Origin of the sequence: Prevotella lacticifex, from assembly GCF_019973375.1 — a bacterium.
GTDB classification, from domain to species: Bacteria; Bacteroidota; Bacteroidia; order Bacteroidales; family Bacteroidaceae; genus Prevotella; species Prevotella lacticifex.
Window position 1 is genome coordinate 294,487 of record NZ_BPTV01000003.1, and the last position, 26,988, is coordinate 321,474.

Below are 26,988 nucleotides of genomic sequence, written 5' to 3' on the forward strand. Positions count from 1 at the left end.
AACTCAAACGTTTACGTTTTTTTATGCTTAAAATCTGTACATATTTCGTGGGAAATTACTACTTTTGCACTTAGTAAAACACATCAAAAAAATTATTGCTAACATTATGTCAAAACTTCAATCATTGAACAAGCGTACGGCTCCTAAGAGCGTGATGCCTGAGAGAATCATTCAGTTTGGTGAGGGCAACTTCCTTCGCGCATTTGTCGACTGGATCATCTATAACATGGACCAGAAGACCAACTTCAACTCAAGCGTTGTTGTCGTGCAGCCTATCAACCGCGGTATGGTTGACTGGCTCAACGGTCAGGACTGCCTCTATCACGTCAATCTCCAGGGCAAGGAGAACGGTCAGCCGGTTAATACCTTGACTCGTATCGATGTCATCAGCCGCGCTCTGAACCCATACACTCAGAATCAGGCCTTTATGGCTTTGGCTGAGCAGCCCGAGATGCGTTTCATCATCTCCAACACCACCGAGGCTGGTATCAACTTCGACCCTGAGTGCAAGTTCAGCGACGCACCGGCAGCATCTTATCCCGGTAAACTCGTCCAGCTGCTCTTCCACCGCTATAAGTTCTTTGGCGGCGACCCGACAAAGGGTATGATCATCATGCCATGTGAGCTTATCTTCCTCAACGGCCATCATCTGAAGGAGTGCATCTACCAGTATATCGAGCTCTGGAAGGAAGACTTAGGTGCCGACTACGAAGGCTTCAAGAAGTGGTTCACCGACGACTGCTTCGTATGCGCTACTCTCGTCGACCGTATCGTACCGGGATTCCCACGCGACACCATCAGCGAGATTCAGCAGAAGATTGGCTACAAGGACAATCTCGTCGTCAAGGCCGAGAGTTTCCACCTCTGGGTTATCGAGAAGGCCGAGAACATGACCATCGAGCAGATGAAGGAAGAGTTCCCAGCCGACAAGGCCGGCCTCCACGTTCTCATCACCGACAACGAGAAACCATACCACGCACGTAAGGTGACGCTCCTCAACGGCCCTCACACAGTGCTCTCACCGGTGGCTTTCCTCAGCGGTGTCAACATCGTTCGTGATGCCTGCGAGCACCCAGTCATCGGCAAGTTCATCCATAAGGTACAGTTCGACGAGCTCATGCAGACCCTCGACCTGCCGATGGAAGAGCTGCAGAAGTTCGCTTCTGACGTTCTCGAGCGCTTCGAGAATCCGTTCGTCGACCACCAGGTGACAAGCATCATGCTCAACAGCTTCCCGAAATACGAGACCCGCGACCTGCCAGGACTGAAGATTTACCTCCAGCGCAAGGGCGAGCTGCCTCAGGGACTGGTATTCGGTCTGGCTGCCATCATCACCTACTACAAGGGCGGTACGCGCGCCGACGGCACAGCTATCGTGCCTAACGACGACCAGAAGATTATGGATCTGCTCAAAGAGCTCTGGGCTACCGGCGACACACAGAAGGTGGCTGAGGGTGTTCTCGGCGCTACTGACGTCATCTGGAAGGAGAGCAAGCAGAACCTCAACGAGATTCCTGGTCTCACCGACCTCGTAAAGGCCGACCTCGACCTCATCCAGGAGAAGGGTATGCTCGAGGCTGTGAAGACTATTCTCTAATGACATTGACAACAGGGCACCACCTCCGGCCGTGACCGGAAAAGCATAAACAGGTGGTGCACCGAAAGAATAAGAGGAGAACCTCTGTCCGGTTTTACCGTAAAGGTTGAGCCAGACAGGGGTCTCCCCTCTTTTCTTTTCAACACTCAACTATTCATTTCATCAATTACCACCTATTCAAAATTAAATCTATCGTCAATATTTCAAGAAAGCCATCACAGTCCATTTAAAACCCAAAACAATACTTTTGAGATATTCAGACAACTCATTCAGAGGCGTTAAACAATACATTTGGGTAAGCGAGATCTTCCGTTTCGATGGTTCGAACAAAACAATTCGCAAGTATAGCTGCCAACTTCGGCATGTCTGACAATTCATTCCGATTATCAACAATTCATTTCAACTCAAAACCATTTACATCATGAACACACCACCATCAGTATCTGAGGAACCGGCAAAGACCGCCGCCACCAAACCGCTGACCGTTTATAAAGCCTCGGCAGGATCGGGAAAGACATTCACCCTCGCCGTGGAATACATCAGTCTGCTCGTGAAAAAGCCCGATGCATACCGCGAAATCCTCGCCGTGACCTTCACCAATAAGGCCACAGCGGAGATGAAAATGCGTATAATCTCGCAACTTTACGGCATTGCCAACAACTGCGAGGGCTCACAAGGCTACCTCGATGCCGTGAAGAAAAAGACAGGATGGAACAACGACAACGTCATCCGAGAGCGTTGCGCCACCGCCCTGCGGCTGCTCATGCACCACTACCACGACTTCCACGTCCAGACCATCGATGCTTTCTTCCAGCGTGTGCTGCGCAATCTTGCCCACGAGCTCGACTTAGCTAACAGCTTGCGTGTCAGCCTCAACGACAAAGAAGTGGAGGATGAGGCCGTCGACGAGATGATTCAAAGTCTCGGTCCTACGAGCAAGGAGCTGAAATGGATAACCGACTATATCAACACCAATATCGACGACAATAAAAGTTGGAATGTCATCGGACAGATAAAAGAGTTCGGAAACAATATTTTCCAAGATTTTTACAAGAAACATCGTACAACCCTCGACGAGAAACTCAACGACAAAAAGTTCTTCGGTGCTTTCACGGCACGACTTCGCCGTCAGCGCGACGATGCCAAGAAGAGAATTTCCGACTCGGCCCAGCGCATCCTCGACAAGCTCGACGAGAACGGCATGAACGACCCCGACGTATTCTCCTATGGAACGAGGGGCAGTATACTGATGACCATAAGGAGGGTGGCCGACGGCATATTCGACGGTCAGCCCACCGGCAGCCGCATTGCCTCAGCCATCGACGACGCTAAGAAATGGGCAAAGAAAGGCTCTCCGCAAGCCGACAGCCTCATAGCTCTCGCCGACAGCTGTCTGTGCAACTGGCTCAGCGAGATGGAGGATTCGAGACACAGAGAATGGAAAAACTACGAGAGTGCCGTCCTCACCCTACGCCATCTCTCCCAGCTCCGACTGCTGAGAGCCATAGGCAGTACCGTTGACGCCCTCAACCACGATGCCGGACGATTTCCGCTCAGCGAGACACAAATGCTACTCAACGAGTTTATCAAGGACCAGGACGCTCCGTTCATCTTCGAGAAAATCGGCACCCGACTCCAGCATATCATGATTGACGAGTTCCAGGACACGAGTACCGTGCAGTGGGACAACTTCAAAGTACTCCTCAAGAACTGCATCAGCGAGCAGGACAGCCACTCGCTCATCGTCGGCGACGTCAAACAGAGCATCTACCGGTGGCGAAACGGCGACTGGCGGCTGATAAACCGTTTCGTCGGCGACGACGACCGACGCGACATAAAGGACCGCAACAACGGCTTTGCCGACTATCTCGTCAATGTCACCACTCTCGACCGCAACTACCGTTCTAAGGGGCGCGTCGTCAATTTCAACAATAAGTTCTTCGTTGAGGCCGCCACTCAGGAGGGTGATCGGCTGAGAGCCGACGGACTGAAGGACGAGGATGTCGACCAGTTGCTGTCGGCCTATTCCGATGTTGTTCAGGACTTTAACGAAGATGATGTCAGCGGAAGCGTGAGGATAACGCTTCTTCCGTCGACGAGCAGCAAAAAGAAAAACAACGACGGTGACGATGATAGGACAGAGGAGGCCGTCAGCTATCGCGAGAAAGTCATTGGCACAGTCCTCGACACCGTAGCCGACATGATCGGCCGCGGTATCGCCACGAAGAAGATCGCCATCCTCGTCAGGGCCAACAAGGAGATTCCCGACATCGCCGATGCCTTTGCCAAGGACGACCGCCTCAAGGACGTGCGGCTGGTATCCGACGAGGCTTTCCGCCTCGACAGTTCCATTGCCGTCAACATGATTATCACCGCCATGCGCCTGCTGCTGCGCAACGACGACAGTGTGGCACGGGCCGAACTGGCGAAAAACTACCACGAATACATATTGAAGGACGGACTCACGGCCACAAAACTCATTATGAGCCGCGAACAGATTGACTCCCAGCTGCCTAAGGAGTTTGTCGAGAAAATCGATGAGTTAGCAGCGAAGCCCGTCACCGACCTCGTCGATAAGATTATTGAGCTCTTCGGCCTCGACACGCTCACCGACCAGAGCGCATATCTATGCTCCTTCCAGGACGTCCTCGCCAACTTCATGCAGGACGGTCCGTCCGATATCGCAGCTTTCCTAAGGCAGTGGGACGACACCATCCACCAAAATACGATTCAGAGCGACGAGGTCAACGGCATACGACTTATATCCATCCATAAGAGCAAGGGTCTGGAGTTTGCCAATGTCATCATACCCTTCTGCGACTGGCAGCTGGAGAAAACGAACACCATCTGGTGCGAGACCGGCAGCAAAGGTGCCCCCTACGACGAGTTGCCGGTAATACCCGTCGATTTCTCGCAGCAGGCTATGACGGGAACAGTGTACGAAGACGACTATCGCGAGGAGCATCTACAGAACGTTGTCGACAACCTCAACCTCCTCTATGTGGCGTTCACACGGGCCGGCGAGAACCTCGTAGTCATAGGAAAGCGGAAGAGCACAAAAAACAAAAAGGGCAAAGACGCCAAGGCCACGGGCAGCAACCGCAGTGAACTGTTGGAAAATTGCCTTGCAAAAGTGGCCGCGGAATGCGGTGCCGAGCTCGTTGTCCCCGACGACGACAAGGAACCGATAGACTTCCGCTATGGCGAAATGTATGTCAACCGGGACAACGAGAACAATGAGAAAAAGAAGGACAACGTCTTCGAGCAAGCCCCGGAATCACGGAAGATAAACTTCTGCAGTTACGACCTGAGCCACAAGACCTTAGACTTTAAGCAGAGCAACGACAGCTATGAGCTCATCAACGGCGATGATGCCACCGGCGACGACAAGTACAGGTACATCAAGCTCGGCAATGTTCTCCACAATATCTTCGCCCACATACGCACCACAGCCGACATAGAGCCCCAGCTCAACGACATGGAGCAGGAAGGAGTGATATATAGTGAGGAGCTCGATGCCGCACGACTGCGGTCATCGATAGAGCGGGCAATGGCCAATCCACAGGTAAAAGACTGGTTCTCACCTGGTTGGCAGCTTTACAACGAGTGCGCTATTATCGAATACGATGCCGAGAAGAAGGACCTCATAGAGCATCGGCCCGACCGTGTGATGACCGACGGCCACCAGTGGATTGTCGTCGACTTCAAGTTCGGACAGCGCAACGACAGTGCCTATTCCGAGCAGGTGCGGGGATACATCAATCTGCTCCGGCGGATGGGCAACGAGAACGTAACGGGATATATATGGTACGTCATGCGCAACGAGATAGTACCCGTGGCCGACGACGAATAAACCGTAGTAAACCCCAACGATGAACAACGAACAAAACAAAGCTATGAAGACATTCCTCGAATCAGTGGCAGCCGATATGCTGCAAAAATATAAATCCGAAATGGGCCACACCGCCGTCGTCTTCCCCAACAAGCGTGCGGCGTTATTCCTCAACAGGGCCATCGCCCGGCTGAGCGACGGACCAGTGTGGAGCCCGGCTTACATCACCATCAGCGACCTCTTCCGCCAGCACAGCACCCTCACCGTAGCCGACCCAATCCTCACCATAGCCATCCTCCACGAGAGCTACACGAAGATTACGGGCAGCAACGAGGACCTCGACAGATTCTTCAGCTGGGGACAACTGCTGCTCAGCGACTTCGACGACCTCGACAAGAATATGGGCGACGCCCGAAAGATATTCCGTAACGTCAGCGACCTCCACGAACTCGACACGCTGTCGTATCTCGATGAGGATGAGATAAATATCCTACGACGCTTCTTCAAGAACTTCACTGCCGACGACACGCTGCTGAAAGAAAAATTCCTACGGCTGTGGTCGAAGATGGCCGACATCTATACCGACTTCAAGGACAACCTCCGCCGGCGCGGACTCGCCTACGAGGGTATGCTCTATCGCGATGTCGTCGAGGGCGGCGAGATTCCCTATCTCTACGAACGCTATCTATTCGTCGGATTCAACGTCATCCAAAAAGTTGAGCAACGCCTCTTCTCCGACCTCAAGAGCAAGGGTATGGCGCGGTTCTACTGGGACTACGACCGCTATTATATGGGCAGCGGCAACGAAGCAGGGGTATATATCCGGCAGTGGCTCGACAAGTATCCCAACGAACTGCGCAACGACGACGACAGCATATACGACAACATGCTCAGTGGCAAGAAGATAGACTTCGTATCATCACCCACGGAGAACCTTCAGGCCCGGTTCATATCGACGTGGCTGCGCGAGAATGACCGCTACAAGGACGGTAGCCGCACGGCCATCGTCATGTGCGACGAGAACCTGCTCCAGACAGTCGTCCACTGCATACCACCTGAGGTGAAAGAACTGAACGTAACCACCGGTTATCCGCTGAAACAGACGCCGATAGCGTCACTCGTCGCACAGCTCATCAGTCTCCAGACACGCGGCTGGGACGACAAGCACCGCGCTTTCCGCCTCCACCACGTCAACAGCGTTCTACGCCATCCCTACGCCCGTCACATATCGCCGTCGGCGCAGGAGATATACCAGGAGATAAACAAGGAGAAGAGATTCTATCTCCGTCCCACCGACATGGCAAAGGACGACGGTCTTGCCGAGGTATTTTCACGCGAGGGAATGACCATCGACACCACTGTCAGGGCCGACGGCTACGACCTCACGGCCATGCTCCGCTGGCTCATGGCCGTTGTCAAGCGGGTGGCCGTCAACGGGATAGCCCACACGGCAAAACACGACATTCCACTCTTCCAGGAGTCCTGTTTCAGGATGTACAAGCTGCTCAACAGTCTGCTCACAACAATCGGCACCGGCAGAACATCGGGGACACCCGAGGACGACAGCACCGCTCCTGTGTCGACCATCGGCGACACGATAAGCATCTATACCTTCCAGCACCTGATGATGCAAATCATCAACACCACATCGATACCATTCCACGGCGAGCCCGTAAAGGGTGTGCAGGTAATGGGAGTGCTCGAGACCCGAAACCTCGATTTCGACCATATACTCATCCTCTCCTGCAATGAGGGCAACATGCCGAAGGGTGTCGACGACACATCATTCATCCCCCACGCCATACGCGCCGCCTACGGACTGACCACCGTCGACAACAAAGTGGCAGTCTACAGCTACTATTTCCACTCCATGCTGCAGCGGGCCTCCGACGTGACGATAGCCTACAACACCTCCACCGAAGGCGCCAGCTCGGGAGAGATGAGCCGATTTATGCTCCAGCTCATGGTGGAAATGCCTAAGAGTCAGACCATTGGCAAGACAGCACTGCAGGCCGGACAGATACCGGCACCGATGATTCCGGAGGTCGTGGTGAAGGACGACGACGTCATGACGGCACTAAACACCATCAAGAAGCTATCGCCGACGGCCATTAACACCTACATGCGCTGTGGCATGCAGTTCTTCTATAAATATGTGGCACAGATAAGGGAACTCGATGAGCAGGACGAGGACGAAATCGACAATAAAATGTTCGGAAACATCTTCCACCGCGCTGCCGAGCTGCTCTACGAGCGTCCGCGTAAGGACATCGACACGATTCTCAACATTGCGTTCAACGAGGAGCTCTTCGGTCTCAAGACGAACACCGAGGCGGAACCGCAACTCAATGGCATTCAGCTCATTAACCGTTCAGTGATAAAGCGGTACCTGATGATGCTCATCGAGCTCGACAAGCAGTTGGGCGACTTCAAAGTCATTGCCCACGAGACTGACGTGGCCATGCGGCTGAAACTCAACGACCGGACGATAACCGTCGGCGGGCGCATCGACCGTCTCGACAGGGTCGATATCGGCACGCCGCGCGAGCGGTTACGTGTCGTCGACTATAAGACCGGTACGCGCACGGCAGGCGACATCACTGCTGTCGACGATGTGTTCAGGCCGGAGAATATCACCGGCAAGCACGCCGACTACATCTTCCAGGCCATGCTCTATAGCATTATCGAGGCCGAGAACGACTTCACTTACAACCCCAACCACGACACGGTGAGCCCCGCCCTGCTCTTCATCCAGCGCACGAAAGTAAAGGACTACGACCCCACCATCACGATGAACAAGCAGCCCATAACAGATATCAGCGTCCACCGCGACACTTTCGTTCGACTGCTGAAGGAAAAACTCAACGAGCTCTTCAACCCCGATGTGCCCTTCGGCCTCTCCAACGACCCTAAGGTCTGCCGCGTATGCCCCTACAGGCTGATGTGCGGTAAGTAGGCCATCCACCTTCCGTAACGCCATCGTTCCCTCTGCACCCCGACAGCCCCGAAGAGGCAATCGCCGTGCAGAGGTGAACTAACGGAATATCGACAACATTCCGCAACAATACTTTTCTCCCGAAAATCAATCCTGGAATATACTCCATGAACAGAAGCAGGCCCTACCAATATGTAAATATAATTCAAAGTATTATCAGAATTCCTGCGTCTTTATTACTCATTGATTCACAGCGACTTACCAATACATATCATTTCGTCTTCTGAAACAGGCCGTTTTAGAGTGCAAAACGGACCGTTTCAGCTCGCGAAATGGACCGTTTCGCATTGCAAAACGGCCCATATCGGAATCGTGTAAATATATTTCGCAAAAGCGGTCAGCTGATAGTGCTACCGCCATACAGTATTGGAGTCAATACGCCAGTGCTATCAGCCACATTGTAATCGCGAAAATGTCAATTTCGTAAATGGTTAGCCACCAGACGTAAATGAGATAATCAGATATTCCTCGATTTCGAATCGATCATCATCACTCCTAAAAAAACATGCTGATTATGCTCCCTTTAAGAAAATAAATTTGTATTTTTGCAGTATGTTCTATAAACTCATACAACAGAAACGGGATGAATGGTTCCGCAGCGACAAATGTACTGTGAGAGGGTTCTTACAGTATATTGTCGATAAGGGCAAAATGCGCGATGCTCAGATAGAAGCCATAAAGACATATCTTTACCTGAAGATAGCTTGTGACAATAAACCGTTATGGCAGTTATTCAGTGAAGGCGACTTCTTGTCCATCGACATCAATAACATGCCGCTGACTGTGCGCTCCAGGGAAGTGCTGACAAACAACAACGCAGCAGCGACGCTGTATGAGTATGCGTGCCTCAAAACAGATGACGGAAAAATCTTCTTTCCCGAACTCAAAAAGACTATAGAGACAGAACCCGACAGCATAGAATACGAGCAGGTGTTCCGTGATATCTTTTATGGAGTCACTTACCCCGATTACATTTTTAGCCTGCCCATGGGTGCGGGTAAAACATACCTTATGGCAGCCTTTATATACATCGACCTCTATTTCTCCGGCAATGAGCCTGACAACAAGGCTTTTGCAAAGAATTTCATGATATTGGCACCATCTGGGTTGAAGACCTCCATCCTGCCAAGTATTAAGACGATAGAGGATTTCGACCCTACATGGATACTGCCTGAGCCGGCAGCCTCGAAGATAAGGAATGAGATAATGTTTGAAGTCCTTGATGAACAGAAGACTGCCAAGAAGAGCAATCTCGTCAGAAATCCCAATGCGCAGAAGATAAGCCACCATCAGCTCAATGAATCCCTACGAGGCCTGGTTACCATAACCAATGCTGAAAAGGTCATACTTAACAAAGTCGACAAAGACACATCAAGCAACCTCTTCAGTGAAAGGGAACGAAAAGAGATAAACGAATACAACGAGCTGCGTTCCACAATAGCTAAAATACCACGTCTGGCCATCTTCATTGATGAGGTACATCATGCTTCAGACGGAGATATTAAGCTCAGACAGGTGGTAAACAAATGGGCCAAAGGTTCTTCTTTCAACTGTGTGCTGGGATTTTCCGGCACGCCTTATCTCTCATCGGCCGACAACGTAGCTATTACCGCAACACTGCCGATGAAGAACAAAAATCTCTCCAACGTAGTCTACTACTACCCGCTCGTTGACGGCATCGACAACTTTCTGAAATGTCCTACCATAAAAATCTCTGATGGAGGATGGGAGGATATCGTAACAAGGGGCGTGGAGGAGTTTCTGACAAAATACAAGGAAACGACATACAAAGGCAACATCCCTGCCAAACAAGCTATATACTGTGGAAAGATAGAGAATCTCGAGGAGAACGTCTATCCGTTAGTTGCCGAGATAGTGAGCCGGCATGGTATGAATCCGTCAGAAGTGATACTGAAATATCATGACGGCAACAAAAAATATCCGGCCCCCACAGGCGCGTCGGCTGAATTCGCCGCACTGGATACGAGTCTTTCGAAGAAAAGAATAATCCTCCTTGTGCAGATAGGAAAGGAGGGATGGGACTGCAAGAGCCTTACCAGCGTCATCCTCCCACAGAAAGGGGCGTGCCCGCAGAATATGGTCCTTCAGACGAGCTGCCGCTGCCTTAGGCAGGTGGTACGCCATGCACATGAGACTGCGCTAATATGGATGAACTCCGACAATGGAAAGAAGTTGAACAAAGAGTTGCAACTACAGCAGCACACTTCCATCACTGCCATCAATAATGCCGGAGGAAAGGGCCACACACTGGTTAACCGCTACTCAAGGATGGACAAGGTCAAGCTGCCGCCGATAACATTCGTACAGCTGAAAGTGTCGTGGTCGCAGGATGTCATTGAGCAACAACGAGATGTGGAGGCCGAGCTACGGTCCCCAGGCATTATGGTTCCTGCCCGCACCGACCTCATACGCTATATGGACGTCAGGGGCAACTACACCAGTGAGGACCTTATGGCTGTAATCAACGGCAATGATGCGCTGCCAGTCACTTTCTCTGAGTGGGCACATGAGATTGTCAAGGAGAGTATGGGTACCATGACAATGGTCGAAATAAAAAAGCACTACCCAATACTGCATGATATATATAATGGTATAACTGAGGAGCACGATGGCTGCCGGTGGCTGAGCCCCAAATTCAACCATGCAGCCATACGCGCGAATATTCGTAGGGTCTTCGTGCCGAAACGGCGAATAACGACAAAAGAAGAGACGATACCACAGGAGGCGGCCATACTGACTATCAACGACTTGCGCGACACCATAGACACTGATAAGCCGGAAACCTACTTCCCCAATCAGGAAAAAGTGAAGCAAATCGTTGAAGGTGGCAGACAACTCAAAGACAATGTTGCCGAAATCGTGAAGTCGATGAAAAAAGCAGGCGGAATGGATGCCGCAATAAAGATGATCGTCGACAATCCGGACAGCTATGAGGATATGGACGGTGGCATCTACAATCGCACGTATCATTATCTTCCATATCACTTCGACAGTTCCCTGGAAACCAACTACTTCTCGCAGACTCTGCTTTCCATCATCAACGACCGCAAACTTGAAGTCTACTACAACGGCGACGACACGCTGACAGACTTCAAGATAAGATGCTATGAGAAGAAAGGCAGCCACGACTGGCGATACCTCGGAGGATACGTACCCGACTTCCTGATGCTCAGCCGCAACGGCGACAACGCCATTGACCAAGTGCTTATTATAGAGACAAAGGGAGAGGGATATGCCGCAAAGTTCAAGGAGAGAAAAAAGTTTATGAGCGACACCTTCGTGGCGATGAATAACAAAGCCGCCGGTTATCCAAAGTTCGAATACCTGTATATCGAGGACACACTGAAACCCGACGAGCGGGAAAGGCAAACGTTAGAAGCGATTAAAAAATTCTTTAAGTAAAAAAAACGAAACAACAGATTATGGCTGTAAGATATATTCCATACTATCCCGATACTCTTGAAGGTCAGGCACTTTTAGACAACTTCGTACGCACACAACGGATATTGAAATATCGCGAGAACGGTGAAATAAAGCAACACATCATGCGGGGTATGCCATACTACGAGCCGACACTGCGTGAACGTGTTGGCAAAAACGAAAACGGCAACCTCGTTATGCGGGGCGATTGCCTGTCGGCGTGTGCTTACCTGAAGGATAAGGGTCAGAAGGTCGACCTCGTTTACATCGATCCTCCATTCGCAAGCGGGGCCGACTATGCCAAGAAGGTGTACGTCAGAAGAAACCCAAAAATTGCCAATGCACTTAAAGCGGCTGAACAAGACCTCAACAGCGACGAAATGCGAACTTTTGAGGAGAAAATGTATGGCGACATCTGGGATAAGGAACGATACCTCAACTGGATGTATGAGAACCTCATGGCAATAAGAAGCGTCATGAGCGATAACGCAAGCATATATGTGCACCTGGACTATCACATAGGGCATTACGTTAAAATACTCATGGATGAGATATTCGGAGAGGATAACTTCAGAAATGAGATTATATGGAAGAGAGCTACAGCACATAGCGATGCGGCATTTTTTGGAAACAACTTTGATACAATTTATTTCTATACTAAATCGCAGATAGATTATGTATTCAATACTACATATCAATCTTACGATGAAAGTTATTTAGCGCGTTTTTCCCAATCTGACCCCGATGGAAGGAAATGGGATAGTGGCAACCTTACGGCGAAAGGATTACAAGGCGGCGGATATGATTATGTATATAAAGGATGCCATTCATTATGGAGGATGCCATTGGAAACGATGAAGAGATTGGATGAAGAAGGACGACTTCATTTCACAAAAAATGGTGGTATACGTTCCAAAGTCTACCTCGACGAATTGCCAGGGATGCCCGCACAATCATTGTGGACAGACATTAATGCGGTGAACTCTCAAGCTGGAGAGCGTGTTGATTATGTAACGCAGAAGCCCGAGGCCCTGCTTGAGCGTATCATCAACGCGTCGAGCAACAAGGGCATGGTCGTAGCCGACTTTTTCGGTGGCAGCGGAGTGACGGCAGCTGTGGCAAACCGGCTTGGGCGGAGATTCATCCATTGCGATGTCGGCATCAACAGCATTGAGACCACGCGCGACCGCCTTATAAAAGGCAATGCCGAGTTCGACATTTTGGACATCAACGATGGTGTGGCCCTCTTCCGAAACCCCGCACAGACAATGGACAAGCTGCAGAGCCTTATCCAAGGACTTCACACCGACAAAACTCTCGGTAAGCAATGGGCTGGAAGCATCAGCGACACCAAATATGGCAACATGCCAGTTTGGCTGCCCGACTTAAAGGGGAAGAGTTTCTCTCGAATGCTCGATAATGTTCTGATAAACAAGATAATACGTGAGGATATGCCTGACTTGCCCGATGATACCAAGAAGGTTATTGTTTACTATATTGACATTGATGACGAGAAGGAAATCCAGCAATTCATTCATGACAACAACGACACTGGAGTTGAAATAGAGCTGCGCGACTTAAAGAATGTTCTCGACAATGTGGTAATGGACGACAAAGCTGAGTTCACCGTGGCAGAAGTCCAACCGGATGGAGAGTGCTTCAAAGTCTGGCAGACACGTATCGACCGCTTCTTCAGCGATCGTGTCGACAGAACAATTAAAGAATTTAACTTAAAAGGGGAGCAACAGGCACTAAAGGGACACAAAAAGTTCGTCCCGATAAGCATTAGCGAGGAAGGCCTCGAAACAATAGAATTTCTGAGTCTTGACTGTACGACAGCCGATTTCACTGCACCATGGCACAGCAGCTCGGAGATTCTCATTGACCGACTTGGATACGTAAGGCAGAACGGCAAAGAGACAAAGAAGCTATGGGATGGCACTATCAACTCTGACGAACGGCCACTACGACTAAAAATCCGCAACATCTGTGGCGATGAGACAATCTTTGGCATTTAAACGGACGCGCAAGATTACGGCCCTTTCCAATGAGAGGTAAAGGTATAAATAAGAAAAAATACTACTGATGTAGAATAAATAATTCCACTCAGAACTAAAACCACAGCACGGCAAATTCACAATTAAATTGTGAATCTGCCTGCAAGAAGAAATTTCGCCTATCTTTGTCAAAAATCATAGTTTAGTGTAAAATCAGATGAGAGATGTATAGGTTTTTCCATAGTTCGCGAATTGTATTCTGTCCTTTAATCTGCAAGAAAAAAAGGCTACCCGATTAATATATAAAAAATGATGATGAAACGAAGATTATTTTTTTATGTTTTGTGGAGTGCCATTTCCTTTTGTGTTTCCATCCTTGCTCTTTTCATTGCAGCCATAGTACAAGCCTTTCCCTCATATTTATACATTATAATATGTGCGCTGTTAGTGCTGCTCTCATCGGCATCATTTGCAGTATTATTTAAAGATAAATGGTGGGTGAGTTTACTTAAAGGGTTACTCACGGGCTTGTGCTCAATCTTCTTGCTTATAAATTGAAACTACCCGCCCCACACTGCCCCAAGCATTGCCGCCCCTCCGAAGCCGATGGACTGGAGCAGAGGGAGGCGGTCTGGGGTGACACCACCAAGGGCGAAGACGCGCGAGTCTATGATTCCGGTGTCGGCGGCAGTCCGCAGTTCGTCGATGGTGAAATTAGATTTGTAGCCAGCCTTAGATATGCTGTCGAAGATTGGACTGAGGAAGAGGTAGTCGACAGAGGCTTTCCGCGAAGCCACCTCCTCAATGCTGTGGCACGAACACGAGACTGTCAGCGACCGATGCCGCAGGTCATCGCTGACGGTGGGTTGGCGGCGGTTGAGATGGATGCCGCCGACAGCAAACTCCCGGCATAGCTCATGATGGTCGTGGAGGACAATACGTGGCAGGCACCACGACGGCAACGAGACTAACAGCCGGCGCATGGCGTCGGCCGTGGCCCCGGGTTTGCGTACGTGCACACGCCAAAAAGCATCGCCACGCAGCAGCATGGCGATGCGATCGGCCTCATCGGGCAGGAAGTCCGGAGGCGTTATGGCTATTTTTAGCATGGCTGATGGAGTCATAACTTACATACATTCAGACTGTTATCCGATAGAAGCTACTACCCCACCCTACTTCAGGCGGTCGATGATGAGGTCGGCGACCTTCTTGCCCGACATAAGCATGCCACCGAAGATAGGCCCCATGCGCGGGGTGCCCGACACTGCCGACGATGCCATACCGCAGACGTAAAGTCCGGGGTAGATCTCCTTTGTGCCCTCGACGACGGCGCGTTCGCCCTCAACGACGTCGAGCGACCGCTCACCGGCCACGGCACCAGTAGGTGTGGCGAGGCGGATGCCGTTCTTGCGGGCCACCACCTTACTTATTTCGCTGTCGTGGCCAGTACCGTCGATGACAAATTTGGCCAGCACGTTTAACGGGTCAACATGCAGCCCCTCGCGCAGTACTGGGGTCCAGTTGACTACAACACCACTGACCTTCTCCTCCTTGAAAATAACGTCCTCTACCGAATAGCAGTTGAAGAGTGTCGCTCCGGCATGTACAGCATGGTAGAGCAACGACGACGTACTCTCGATGGAATCGACGGTAAAGAGGTCGTCGGCAAATGGTTCGTAGCTGATGCCGAACTCACGGATAATGTCCATAGCCTCCTTCTGGATAACCACTTGGTTGAACATCATTGCACCGCCCCACATGCCGCCACCCGGCGACAGCTTGCGGTCGAAAAGGGCTACGCGCTTTCCGGCCTTGGCGAGATAGTAGGCGGCCACGATTCCCGACGGTCCACCGCCGACGATGGCCACGTCGAGCGACAGATTCTTCTCCAGTTTGTTGAAATAGGTCTGGATGATACCTTTAGAGATTTGTGTCTCAATCATGAGTTAATGATTTTAGTTTTTGCTTGTCGTTAAGCAATTGATTATTAAATGATTATAGTTTCATGACGTTTTTATTCCGTCTTTTCCTCCGTGCAGAGCTTGTGACTGATGCGTGCCGCACAGAAGTTCGGTCCGCACATCGTACAGTAGGGACCCTGGTGGGGGTTGGCGGCCTCATAGACAGCCTGCGCGTGCTCGGGGTCGAAACTCAGGTCGAATTGGTCAATCCACCGGAAGTCGTAGCGAGCTTTCGACAGGGCATCGTCGCGCACAGTGGCTCCGGGGAATCCCTTTGCTATGTCGGCGGCATGGGCCGCAATCTTGTAGGCGATAATGCCGTCGCGTACGTCGTCGAGGTCGGGCAGCGCGAGGTGCTCCTTTGGTGTTACGTAGCATAGCATCGACGTACCGCACCATCCAATCAAGGCCGCACCTATAGCACTCGTGATATGGTCGTAGCCCGGCGCGATGTCGGTGACGAGGGGTCCGAGGGTGTAGAACGGCGCACCGTGACATTTCTCGCGTTCCAGCTCAACGTTCTCCTTGATTTTATGCAGGGGCACATGGCCCGGACCCTCGATGAACACCTGCACATCCTTGTCCCAGGCGCGGGTCACGAGCTCACCCATGGTGTCGAGTTCGGCAAACTGAGCCTTGTCGTTGGCATCGTGGATAGACCCCGGGCGCAGGCCGTCGCCGAGCGATATGGCCACGTCGTACTGCCGGCAGATGTCGCAGATATCGTCGAAATGGGTGTAGAGGAAGCTCTCCTCCTGGTGCATGGCGCACCACGACGAGATGATGCTGCCACCGCGGCTCACCATTCCCGTAAGCCGGTCGAGGGCGTAATGGACATTCTTCAAACGGATGCCGCAGTGAATAGTGAAGTAGTCGACACCCTGCTCACACTGCTCGATGAGCGTGTCGCGGTAGACGTCCCACGACAGGTCGGCAATCTTCTCATTCACCTTCTCAAAGGCCTGATACAGAGGCACCGTGCCAACGGGTACAGGACAGTTGCGGAGGATGTGCTCGCGGGTCTCGTGGATATGACTTCCCGTTGAGAGGTCCATGAGCGTATCGCCGCCCCACTTGCAGCTCCACACGGCTTTTTCGACCTCTTCCTCAAGGTTCGACGAGAGGGCTGAATTGCCGATATTCGTGTTTATCTTTACGCCGAAACGGTCGCCGATAATCATCGGTTCGGCTTCAGGATGACGGTGGTTGCAGGGAATGACGGCACGTCCGGCGGCCACCTCATCGCGCACAAACTCTGGCGTTATATACGATTTTATACCTAAGGCCTCGTTGTTCATATTCTCGCGAATGGCCACATACTCCATTTCTGGTGTTATGATGCCGCGACGGGCATAGTAGCGCTGTGTGCCTTGACGGTCGGGCATCCACGACTGCCGCAGCTTTGGCAGTCCGGCCTCGAGGTCGACGGCTATCGACGGGTCGCTGTAGGGCCCGCTGGTATCATATATGTAGACTGGCGCATTGGGCATCGAGGTCATCGTTCCGTCGTGCTTAGTAACGGTGGGCATGAGGTCTACACGCCGCATGCCAACCTTTATATAGGGGTACAGCTTACCGGGAATGTAAACCTTCTCGGAGTGGGGGTAATGAATCTTGAAGTTTCGGTTCATATTTTGTCGTTTGATTGGTTGTAGAGATTATCTATTGTCATTGATGCCGACGACGCCAGAGACAGCTCTGCACAGTCGCCGCATCTCACCAGTGGGGTCGTTCGACCGTACCACACATCCGCTCAGGGCAACTCCGTCGACGCCCGTAGCCATGATGGCCGGTATGTCGCTGAGCGTTATGCCGCCGATGGCTATTAGTGGCATGGCAAGGCCGTGGGCGGCGCGGGCAGCGACGAGACGGCGGTAGCCCTCGATGCCGAGGACGGGCGCGAGATGGGCTTTCGTCGTCGTGAAGCGGAAAGGGCCGCAACCGACATAGTCGGCACCGGCTGCGGCAGCCCTCAGGAGGTCGTCAACGGTATTTACGGTGGCTCCGATGATGGCCTTACTGCCAAGGATGGCACGGGCCTCGTCAACCGGCATGTCGTTGCGGCCGAGATGGACACCGTCGGCACCGGTTTCTGCACAGAGAGCTACACGGTCGTCGAGGATGAGGGTGGCCCCACGGTCGTGGCATAAGCGCGCGGCCTCACGACCCACAGCCGCCATCTCGTCGTCGGTGGCATTCTTCATGCGCAGCTGTATCCACCGGCAACCACCGTCGAGGGCCATTTTTATCTCATCGAGGTCGGAAAAGCGTGATGTGGAGTGAGTGAGAAATTGTAGTTGTTTCATTTCAGTCTTTAGCAGGTTCTATCTCTTGATTATCAGTTTTTCGGGATTAAAGAAATGGTCTACGGCACCATGACCATGACCTACAGCCACTTCCTTACCGGCATCGAGGGCCTTTTCGAGATATTCCTTGGCCTTGCCGACAGCCTCGTCCAACCGGCAGCCACGGGCCAGGAAGGCGGTGATGGCCGACGACAGAGTACAGCCGGTACCGTGGGTATTTGGGGTGTTGATAGTGGCAGAACAGTATTCGTGACGGGTGCCGTCAGCGGTGAGCAGACGGTCGGTTTTCGTCGTTCCTTCGGCATGGCCGCCCTTAATGAGCACAGCCTTGCAACCAAAGGCAAGGATGCGGGCAGCAGCCGTCCATACGTCGTCATCGCTGACAATCTTCATGTCGGCCATGGCCTCAGCCTCAGGGATATTAGGGGTGACGATAGTGGCCAGCGGCAGCAGACGGCCGGTGACTATATAGAGGGTTCCCGCCCTCATTAGCGGGTCACCGGAAGTAGCAACCATAACGGGGTCGACGACGAGGGGAACCCGCGGTGCCGTCTCCAGCTCTACGGCGACGGCAGCTGCAATCTCGGCATTGCCTATCATTCCCGTCTTTATGGCCACCGGGGAGATATCGTTTAGAACAGCATGAAGCTGCGAAACCACCATTGCCACAGGCACATCCATGACCTGATGAACGCGGAGGGTGTCCTGGGCCGTCACGGCGGTGACCACGCTGCACGCATAACAGCCTAAGGCCGACATAGTCTTTATATCGGCTTGTATGCCGGCACCTCCGCAACTGTCGGAACCGGCAATGGTTAATGTTGGAATATATTTACTGTCCATCGCTCTGATATTACAATTAAAAAAAATCAGAGAGGTGCACAGCAACGTGCGAACAAAAGATAAAATACGCGACATCCCTACGGCAGCATTACCTGCATCAGGTTTAACGGGTATAATCTCAGCTTCGCCGGTCACAACGACCAGGCTCTGCACCCCTCATATAGGCTCGTGGCCTATAATTTGTCTTTAGGTAGACAAGGATTTTCGTCCTACGTCCGCCTTTGCGGTTGCAAAAGTATAGAATAATGATTAGAAAAAAGTATTTCCGTCAGATAATTAAACTTTTTTACACTTTTCGCTCTTTGTGTAAAAAAATGTGAGCATTCTTGCCGATAGTCTCAGAAAAAGTGTATCTTTGTCGGCACAGAACTAAATAAGTATGCTTCGGTTTTTCAATTTTCTGTCTGATATGCTGCCTCACCGAAGGAGCCGCAACATAGCCCTGGTACTTGGCGGCGGGGGTGCCAGGGGGTATGCCCACATCGGTGCTGTGGAGGTGCTCATGGAGCATGGATTCAATATCACGTCGGTGGCCGGAACGTCGATGGGAGCACTCGTCGGCGGACTCTTTGCCGCAGGCAAACTCGATGAGCTCAAGGAGAAGGTTATCACGGTGAACCGCCGTAAGATTCTGTCACTCCTCGACTTATCACCCGGTCTCGACCACATAGCCACCGCCGACAAGCTCAGCGGCCTCCTCGACGATATTGCCGGTGGAATGAATATCGAGCAACTGCCAATACCGTTCTGCTGCTCCGCCACCGATATTGTCAGCGGACGCGAAAAAGTTTTCCGTAGCGGACCGCTGAGTCAGGCCATCAGAGCCTCTATCTCCATTCCAGGCTTCTTCTCGCCGGTGCGCATCGGCAATGAGGTGCTCGTCGACGGCAGCGTCCATAACACACTGCCACTCAACAGGGTAGAACGACACAAGGGCGACCGTCTCGTAGCGGTGAACGTCAGCGCTCCGGGAGCGGAACCGATGAAGGGCTCAGTCCCGTCGAACTTCCTCAAGATGGCCATGCGCATTGCACAGATTTCGGTACAGAACAATACGCAGATGGCTGAGCAGATAACCCGACCCGATATCTGTGTCGATATTCCCATGGATACATTCGGTCTCATGGACTTCGAAAAAGGCAGGGAAATCATTGCCTACGGACGCCGGGCAATGGAGCAGGCACTGGAAGAATGGGATGATAAAAGAAAAAGTTAATGGCGTTTTTTTTAGTTCTGATGTCACATCACGGGGCAACGTAGTTATCAACTACCGACCGGCTGATTTCTGACATCGCCCTTTCGGCCGGTTACATGAACCTAACCGCCATGAATAAGGCGTTCAAGACAAGATTCGGTAAGACACCCTCGCAATACAGGCAAGAAAAGGGAGGAAGAGAAAAATAACTTATTGTTTTCCTGACTCAGCATTTTTATATACCTTTGCAAATGTAAACTTTTCATATTATACAGGATACAAGGCAATGAACCATAAACTACTTCTGATGCTCACCCTGGCATTGTTATCTCTAAATGCTTGGAGTCAATCAAAGATAACGATGAAGGGAGACTGGATGTTTACTGATGTAGCTCTTTCTGACGGCGGCTCGGTCCACAACGTCCCGGGATTGATAGATACTGGCTGTTCAGTTTGTATCATCGATTCTACCTATGCCGTAGACTCATGCCACATCAAGGATTTAAAAGGAGACAAGATAATGGACAACACGGCCGGACAAAGCATTAAATCGTCCTATGTCTATTTGGACAGCATCTCCTTTACTTCCTCCACATACACCCATGTGTGGTGCTTCATTGTGGATTTGACCGGGAAGCTGAAGCAGTTCGCCCCTAAGTTTATTATCGGTGGTGACATCTTAAAAAGGAATCCATGGTGCTTTGACCTAAAGACCTTCCAACTTCAACCTTTAAACGAATTACCCACCAACGTTGCGACATCCTTGGCTTGGAAGCCTCATGCTGACGACGGGCTGAACATGATTATCTTTAAAGGCAAGATTGCGGGCAAGAAGACACGTATCTTATTTGACACCGGTGCCCGATTCAATGCTGTGCTTCCTACGTCCGAACTGACACCTACAGCTTATATTGAGATACCAGGCGCCGATATAGCAGAGGCACTAACTACAAAAACGGTAGGGCAATGCAAAAACATCCCCGTAGAGATTTCCGATTATCGTTTCAAGGTTGACTTCATCAAGCCCACGGACGACGGCTCGGAGGAGCCCCGTCTTAATGCAAGCTTCCTCATGGGGAAAAGATGGGTACTTGATTACACGCACAAGCAACTGCTTGTCTTGTCGGATTGACTCTGACCGACAGCGGTAGAATTAGCGATTCGTCATGCTCATCTTCAGTAATTTGGCTTTGATGCTGGCACTTATCGGAGGAATGGCGTTCTGTTCAATAAACTGGTTTACGTCCACTATGCCATAATATTTTGGCGTTTTGCCATGCCGTGTTAATGAATTGCTATTTTTTTTGCACCACTAAGTTAAGTGATTTTTTGACATGGCCAAATCTTGAGCAACTTTTTGTTGCTCAGGACGTTATAAGATATTAGAGACTATTGAGGTGCGGATATTAGGTGTAAAGAAGAAACAAAGCATTTAATGTGAATGAAGCAACTTAACGATACACATAAAGGAATTTTTGAGGCTGCGTTATCGTCAGCCTCTTTTGGTTTAATACCCTTGTTCACCCTGCCCGTACTGCAGGCGGGCCTCAGCATCCCGTCCACACTGGTTTACCGGTTTGTGTTTGCCTGCCTGTTCATGCTCGGCATTCTGGCATGGCAGCACCAGTCGCTGCACCTCAACTTCGGCGATGCACTGCGCATAGCCTTTCTGTCGGTGCTCTACGACATCTCGGCTATCTCGCTGTTCAAAGGCTATGCCTACATGCCGAGCGGCGTGGCCACCACCCTGCTGTTCTCTTATCCCGTGTGGACGGTACTGATTGAGTGGAGCTTCTTCCGTGTGCCCCTTCGCCTATTTTCCATCACGGCAGTGGTGATGGCTGTGGTGGGCGTTTACTTTCTGTCGGGAGCCGACAGTGCAAGCCACTCGCACGGCATCTCGTCAGTGATAGGCATTATCTGGGAAATGCTGGCGGGCCTGAGCTATGCTGTGTATATGGTGGTGTTCCCCCGCATGCGTATCAGCAAGATGCCATCCATCAAAACCACGTTCTACGTGTTCTTTTTCGCCCTGCTCATGCTCGTGGCTTACGTGAGCTTCACCGAAGGTGCCCTGCCCGCCATTCCGTCGGTCAAGACGCTGGTATGCCTGCTGCTGTTGGGACTGCTGCCCACCACGATGAGCAATATTTGTGTAATCATGGCATTAAAGAAGATAAGCGCTACCATGGTGTCGGTGCTTGGCGCGTTTGAGCCTCTTACCGCCATGAGCGTAGGCATACTTGTGTTCGGCGAACCACTCACCATCAATGTCGGGGTGGGTTTCCTGCTGGTTATAGCGGCCGTAATACTGCTTATCCTTACCTCGGGGAAAGCAGAAACGAGCCCGAAGGCAAAGGTAAAGGCAAGAAAAAAGTGATTGTTACGGTGCTTCCACCCATTTATTTGATATCTTTGCACCTACAAAAACGAAGTAGCTTATGCAAACAGATAAATTCTATATGAGGCTTGCTTGCAACTGGCGGTGAACGGCCGGTTGCGTGCCAAGCCCAATCCCATGGTTGGCGCCGTAATAGTGGCACCCGACGGGAGGATTATTGGCGGAGGCTACCACGCCAAATGTGGTGAGGGCCATGCTGAGGTGAATGCTTTGCCAGCGTAAAGCCGGCCGACGAGGCTTTGCTGCCACAGTGCACCATGTACGTATCGCTTGAGCCGTGTGCCCACTGGGGCAAAACACCGCCCTGCGCCAACCTGATTGTGATCAAGGGCATGAAGCGTGTGGTGTGCGGCTGCATCGACCCCTTTGCCAAAGTAAAGGGACGCGGCGTGCAGACACTGCGCAACGCTGGCATCGAGGTTACGGTGGGCGTGCTCGAAAAAGAGTGTCTGGAACTCAATAAAGCATTCATCACTGTGAACACCTTGAAGCGCCCTTACATTATTTTAAAATGGGCACAAACTGCCAACGGCTGCATGGGACTGCTGCAACAAAGCCGTCCACAGCCCATCAGCATCTCAACCCCCACTACCCGGCGACTCGTGCACAAACTGCGTGCCGATGTAGGCACCATCCTGGTGGGCGCGGGCACATGGAAAGCCGATCACCCGCAACTGAACGTAAGGGCATGGTACGGTCCCGACCCCGAACGCATTCTGATTTCGGCTCACGCTACCCAGGCTCCCGAAGGTTTCTGGCTGGCTCACAGCACAATGAGGTGGTGAGCCATCTGAACGAAGAGGGCAAACAGAGCTTGCTCGTTGAGGGTGGCGCACACACGCTGCAAAGTTTCATCGCGGCAGAGCTGTGGGACGTGACAAGGATGAGGATGACGAGCAGTGGTGGCGCCGTTGCATCGCCAGCTCATCCGCCATGCTTCCACTCAAGCATTTTCTGATATATCTTGCGCTTGAAATAAGTTCTTTTGTTATTGCTCATATTGTTGCCTCCTCAAAAAGTTTGGTGATTATGAGGGCAAAATGATAAAAAAAGAATTATTTCTCAAAATGTTTTTAGCAGAATCTTACATGTTTCTCGAAATGTTTTTTGACTGAAATATACTAATTTCTCAAAATGTTAGCATCCACGTTAGAGCCTCTTCATACCACGTTGACGGACCGCCAGCGTGACATCCTCGATGAGTCTGGCTTTACCATGCTCACCACCAACGCCGCTGCTGTCCTTAACTGTGCCTTCCTTCTTGCTCTCAACTATGTACGTGACGCTACCGCCTACGCTGAGCCCTTCAGCGGCAGCACCGTCAACAACACCGGCTGGGGACGTGACAAGGATGAGGATGAATGGGATGATAAAAGAAAGAGTTAATGTAGATTTTTAGTTCTGATGCCACATCACGGGTCAACGTAGTTATTTTATGAGAATGGACTTATAAACATTATAGGTTATAGAGAAGTTTTTTGCTCTGAACTTTTACATTCCAACATAATAAAGTATTTCTGACGAAGACTATTACTGAAACCACATTCAGAAACACTTCCTGTTGAAATGCAATTTGCTTACAATAAAAACAGGTCTTCTTATTGACCTTGTATCATCCAGGCCGACACGAAGACCTCTTTTCAGCCTACAAGATATGCTTTTAGTATAATATAAAAGACAAATCTACTTTTATCACATCCGGGGTAGATGTATCGTCATTAGTAAGATAGCCCTGCAACTCTCCGCTTATTCCAGGCCATCTTCTTCCGAGATAGTTAATGGTAAGATTTTTCAACCTTTCCGACTTTCCATCATCGTAGACCATGAATGATTGCCACATAGCCGAGATGGGAAATGGGTGTGTAGGATGATAGATTCGAGTTGTCTTCTTATTTTTGTCAGTTACCGTGATATAACAAGTGTTTTTTGTTTTTATCACATCTTTCTCATTTGGCGAATATATTACGCCATTCGTTCGGAAGAGGTCGTCAATATGCAAGAAGAGTGTAACTGTCGTATCTTTTGAATTAATCAAACATGCCTCCCAATCAAGCTCGACTGGAATATCCGTTTGATTATTACTCTTGAAATCATAGTTAGATATGTCTGACAATATCTCAGCATTCACAGAATTCTGATATATAGAAGTGCTGTTTAGCTTGCCTTTCACATAGCTCCGATGATAAATGGGTTCCTCAGGTTCATCATCGCTGGAGCATGATGACATAAAGAACGAACCTACCAATACCAAAATTAAATAGGTATAGACCTCTGCTTTTCGTTTCATAATTAATTACTTATCTTAACCCAAGTTTGACGCTCTAATGTTTTTTTTCAGAATTTTTTCCAGTGTTTATAGGGGTTTGCGTGGTCAAACTGCTCAAAATCGCAATGTAGAACACAGCAATGTCGTAGGGATTGCTTATCTTTGCGGCATGAATTTTACGTCCCAAATACGTTACAACCCACAGACGTGTAAAGACGAGAAGTATTACCGTCTGAAGGAGTCCTATCGCGATGCCAGCGGTAGGGTATGTACTTTGATATTGCTCAATGTCGGGTTTATACATGACCTATCCCCAGAGCAGATAAGAGATGTTGCGCGTGGACTGACGTATCTGTACAATCACCAGAAGGATGTCCAACTTTGGGATGAGAAACTGCAAGGTTACTCGGAAGTGGTTCGTGACAGAGTGCATGCGTACTGGGCCAGACTTGTCGAGGAGGAAAAACTTGATATTGTGGGCAACGCCTACGAGAGAAGCAAGTCCAAGGCCAGGAAACGGATAGATGTTGACACTATGAGGCATACAGACGCAAGGGAAGTCGGCTGCGAATGGCTATGCCTGCAAACGATTCGTAAACTTGGTCTGGATACATTTCTCCGTTCTTTGGGATGGTCTGAGGACAAGGTGAAGGTCACTTTGGCCCATCTTATTACGAGGGCGGCCTATACTCCGTCCGAATTAAAGTCAATATCCATTATAAAAGAGAACTCTGCAGTGTGCGAACTCCTTGACCTTCCTATGGCCAAAATAACTCCAAGGAGGATATATCGAGTTGCCGATGACCTTTATTCCATAAAGGATAAGCTTGAGAAGTATCTTTGCCACAAGACCGACGACCTCTTCAAACCGACCAACCGCATTATGCTCTTCGATCTCACCAACTTTTATTTTGAGGGACGCAAGACCGGCAGCAAGAAGGCTGCCTTTGGCCGTTCAAAGGAGAAACGCAGCGACTGCAAGCTGCTTGTCCTCGCGCTATGCATCAATACTGACGGCTTCATACGTTACAGTGCGGTACTGGAAGGCAATACCGCCGATCCAAAGTCACTTCCCAACATGGTGGACGAGCTTATTGCTGAGAATCCGGCCAAATGTCCCGATAACGAGGGAGTGCTTGTAGTCATTGACGCAGGTATCTCAACTGAAGATAACCTCAAGACTATAAGGGACAAAGGATACAACTATCTTTGTGTATCCCGCAAAGCTCTTACCGAATACACCACCCCCGAGAATGCTCCCAAAGTCACAGTTTGCGATTGCTTGAAGCGCGAGATAACGCTTCAACGCGTAACAACGGCCAAGAATGACGACTGTTACCTCAAAATAGACTCTCCTGCAAAAGCGTTGAAGGAAGAATCCATGAACCGCAAATTCCGTGAGCGTTTTGAGGAAGGGTTGAAAAAAATCAGAAAGAGTACCCAATCAAAACACGGGATAAAAAACTACGGCAAGGTACAAAACAGGATCGGTGCCCTGCAAGGAAAATATCCCTCTATAAGCCGATATTACAATATAAAAGTTGAGGATGACGGACACGACAAAGTCGCTTCTATGACATGGGAGGTCAACATCCCGGACAAGGTGGAATACGGAACATACTTCCTCAGAACCAATGTGAAGAAATTAGATGAGGAAACGACCTGGAACTACTATAATCTTATACGTGAAATAGAATGCTCCAACCGGCAGCTCAAAACCGACCTCAGCCTCAGGCCCATATACCACCAGACTGACAATAGGGCAGACGCACACCTTTTCTTAGGGCTGCTGGCTTACTGGATAGTAAACACCGTGCGCCATCAGATGAAGGTTGCCCGGCGAAAGCAAGGCAAGGATGAGCATGGGCGGGAGCGTTCGACACCGTACTGGTCGGAGATCATGCGGATCATGAAGACTCAAAAAGCAGTTACTACCACAGCAGTAAATGCGCTTGGAGAGGCTGTCGAGACCAGACTGTGCAGTGTGCCTACAGATAGTGCAGCTGAAATCTACGAGTTGTTGAAAATCAGTAAAGTGCCATTTAAAAAAATAAAAATCTGTAGAACACAGTAGGACTTTTTAAAAACACTAAATTGCTGATACAGAACAACTAAGCAAAATACGATGTCAAAGTTGGGTTAAACTTTTTGACG

Annotated in this window: 17 protein-coding genes, 1 pseudogene and 1 riboswitch; of the genes and pseudogenes, 12 read left to right on the top strand and 6 right to left on the bottom strand. The window is 50.4% G+C overall.

What is annotated here, in order from left to right; translation table 11 throughout:
* Positions 1–106 precede the first annotated feature (106 nt).
* From LDN30_RS15035 to LDN30_RS15055, 5 genes are all read left to right on the top strand, one after another.
* Positions 107–1,597 (top strand): tagaturonate reductase, encoded by a 1,491-nt coding sequence (locus tag LDN30_RS15035; protein ID WP_223927058.1) that lies wholly within the window; start codon positions 107–109, stop codon positions 1,595–1,597.
* A 421-nt stretch (positions 1,598–2,018) separates the two neighbouring features.
* Complete coding sequence (locus LDN30_RS15040; RefSeq protein ID WP_223930100.1) at positions 2,019–5,450, top strand: UvrD-helicase domain-containing protein; 3,432 nt, start codon at positions 2,019–2,021, stop codon at positions 5,448–5,450.
* Positions 5,451–5,493: 43 nt separating this feature from the next.
* A complete protein-coding gene (locus tag LDN30_RS15045) occupies positions 5,494–8,385 on the top strand; it encodes a PD-(D/E)XK nuclease family protein (protein ID WP_223928298.1) in 2,892 nt (963 codons plus the stop codon).
* A 591-nt stretch (positions 8,386–8,976) separates the two neighbouring features.
* Entirely contained in the window at positions 8,977–11,847 is a 2,871-nt protein-coding gene (locus LDN30_RS15050) for a DEAD/DEAH box helicase family protein (protein WP_223927060.1), read from the top strand.
* A 20-nt stretch (positions 11,848–11,867) separates the two neighbouring features.
* A complete protein-coding gene (locus LDN30_RS15055; protein WP_223930102.1) occupies positions 11,868–13,883 on the top strand; it encodes a site-specific DNA-methyltransferase in 2,016 nt (671 codons plus the stop codon).
* A 539-nt stretch (positions 13,884–14,422) separates the two neighbouring features.
* On the opposite strand, the gene LDN30_RS15060 is transcribed toward LDN30_RS15055, so the two are convergent.
* From LDN30_RS15060 to thiD, 5 genes are all read right to left on the bottom strand, one after another.
* On the bottom strand, positions 14,423–14,986 hold the full coding sequence (locus tag LDN30_RS15060) for a thiamine phosphate synthase (RefSeq protein ID WP_223930104.1): 564 nt from the start codon (positions 14,984–14,986) through the stop codon (positions 14,423–14,425).
* A gap of 48 nt (positions 14,987–15,034) precedes the next feature.
* The gene (locus LDN30_RS15065; RefSeq protein ID WP_223927063.1) at positions 15,035–15,805 is read right to left on the bottom strand and encodes a sulfide-dependent adenosine diphosphate thiazole synthase; all 771 of its coding nucleotides are present in this window, start codon (positions 15,803–15,805) and stop codon (positions 15,035–15,037) included.
* Between the two features lie 71 nt (positions 15,806–15,876).
* Positions 15,877–17,454: a phosphomethylpyrimidine synthase ThiC gene (gene thiC / locus LDN30_RS15070; protein WP_223927064.1), complete on the bottom strand. Its 1,578-nt coding sequence runs from the start codon at positions 17,452–17,454 to the stop codon at positions 15,877–15,879.
* Positions 17,455–17,481: 27 nt separating this feature from the next.
* Positions 17,482–18,129 (bottom strand): thiamine phosphate synthase, encoded by a 648-nt coding sequence (locus LDN30_RS15075; RefSeq protein ID WP_223927065.1) that lies wholly within the window; start codon positions 18,127–18,129, stop codon positions 17,482–17,484.
* A gap of 18 nt (positions 18,130–18,147) precedes the next feature.
* Positions 18,148–18,972, bottom strand: coding sequence for a bifunctional hydroxymethylpyrimidine kinase/phosphomethylpyrimidine kinase (thiD, locus tag LDN30_RS15080; RefSeq protein ID WP_223927066.1), 825 nt, complete (start codon positions 18,970–18,972; stop codon positions 18,148–18,150).
* Positions 18,973–19,029: 57 nt separating this feature from the next.
* Positions 19,030–19,139, bottom strand: a riboswitch (TPP riboswitch).
* 212 nt (positions 19,140–19,351) lie between these two features.
* On the opposite strand from thiD, the gene LDN30_RS15085 reads away from it, so the two are divergent.
* From LDN30_RS15085 to LDN30_RS15110, 6 genes and pseudogenes are all read left to right on the top strand, one after another.
* A complete protein-coding gene (locus LDN30_RS15085; RefSeq protein WP_223927067.1) occupies positions 19,352–20,188 on the top strand; it encodes a patatin-like phospholipase family protein in 837 nt (278 codons plus the stop codon).
* 62 nt (positions 20,189–20,250) lie between these two features.
* Positions 20,251–20,376 carry a helix-turn-helix domain-containing protein gene (locus tag LDN30_RS16565; RefSeq protein ID WP_223952303.1) on the top strand — a complete coding sequence of 42 codons (126 nt, stop codon included), beginning with the start codon at positions 20,251–20,253 and terminating at the stop codon, positions 20,374–20,376.
* Between the two features lie 77 nt (positions 20,377–20,453).
* Positions 20,454–21,299, top strand: coding sequence for an aspartyl protease family protein (locus LDN30_RS15095; protein ID WP_223927068.1), 846 nt, complete (start codon positions 20,454–20,456; stop codon positions 21,297–21,299).
* Positions 21,300–21,608: 309 nt separating this feature from the next.
* On the top strand, positions 21,609–22,547 hold the full coding sequence (locus LDN30_RS15100; protein WP_223927069.1) for a DMT family transporter: 939 nt from the start codon (positions 21,609–21,611) through the stop codon (positions 22,545–22,547).
* A gap of 61 nt (positions 22,548–22,608) precedes the next feature.
* Positions 22,609–23,526: pseudogene (ribD, locus tag LDN30_RS15105) on the top strand (bifunctional diaminohydroxyphosphoribosylaminopyrimidine deaminase/5-amino-6-(5-phosphoribosylamino)uracil reductase RibD).
* Positions 23,527–23,702: 176 nt separating this feature from the next.
* Positions 23,703–23,954, top strand: a complete 252-nt coding sequence (locus LDN30_RS15110) for a hypothetical protein (RefSeq protein ID WP_223930106.1) — start codon at positions 23,703–23,705, stop codon at positions 23,952–23,954.
* Between the two features lie 274 nt (positions 23,955–24,228).
* On the opposite strand, the gene LDN30_RS15115 is transcribed toward LDN30_RS15110, so the two are convergent.
* Positions 24,229–24,855 carry a hypothetical protein gene (locus tag LDN30_RS15115; protein WP_223930108.1) on the bottom strand — a complete coding sequence of 209 codons (627 nt, stop codon included), beginning with the start codon at positions 24,853–24,855 and terminating at the stop codon, positions 24,229–24,231.
* Positions 24,856–25,003: 148 nt separating this feature from the next.
* Here LDN30_RS15115 and LDN30_RS15120 point away from each other — a divergent pair, with 148 nt between their 5' ends.
* A complete protein-coding gene (locus tag LDN30_RS15120) occupies positions 25,004–26,908 on the top strand; it encodes an IS1634 family transposase (protein ID WP_223925324.1) in 1,905 nt (634 codons plus the stop codon).
* The last annotated feature ends 80 nt before the right edge of the window (positions 26,909–26,988 follow it).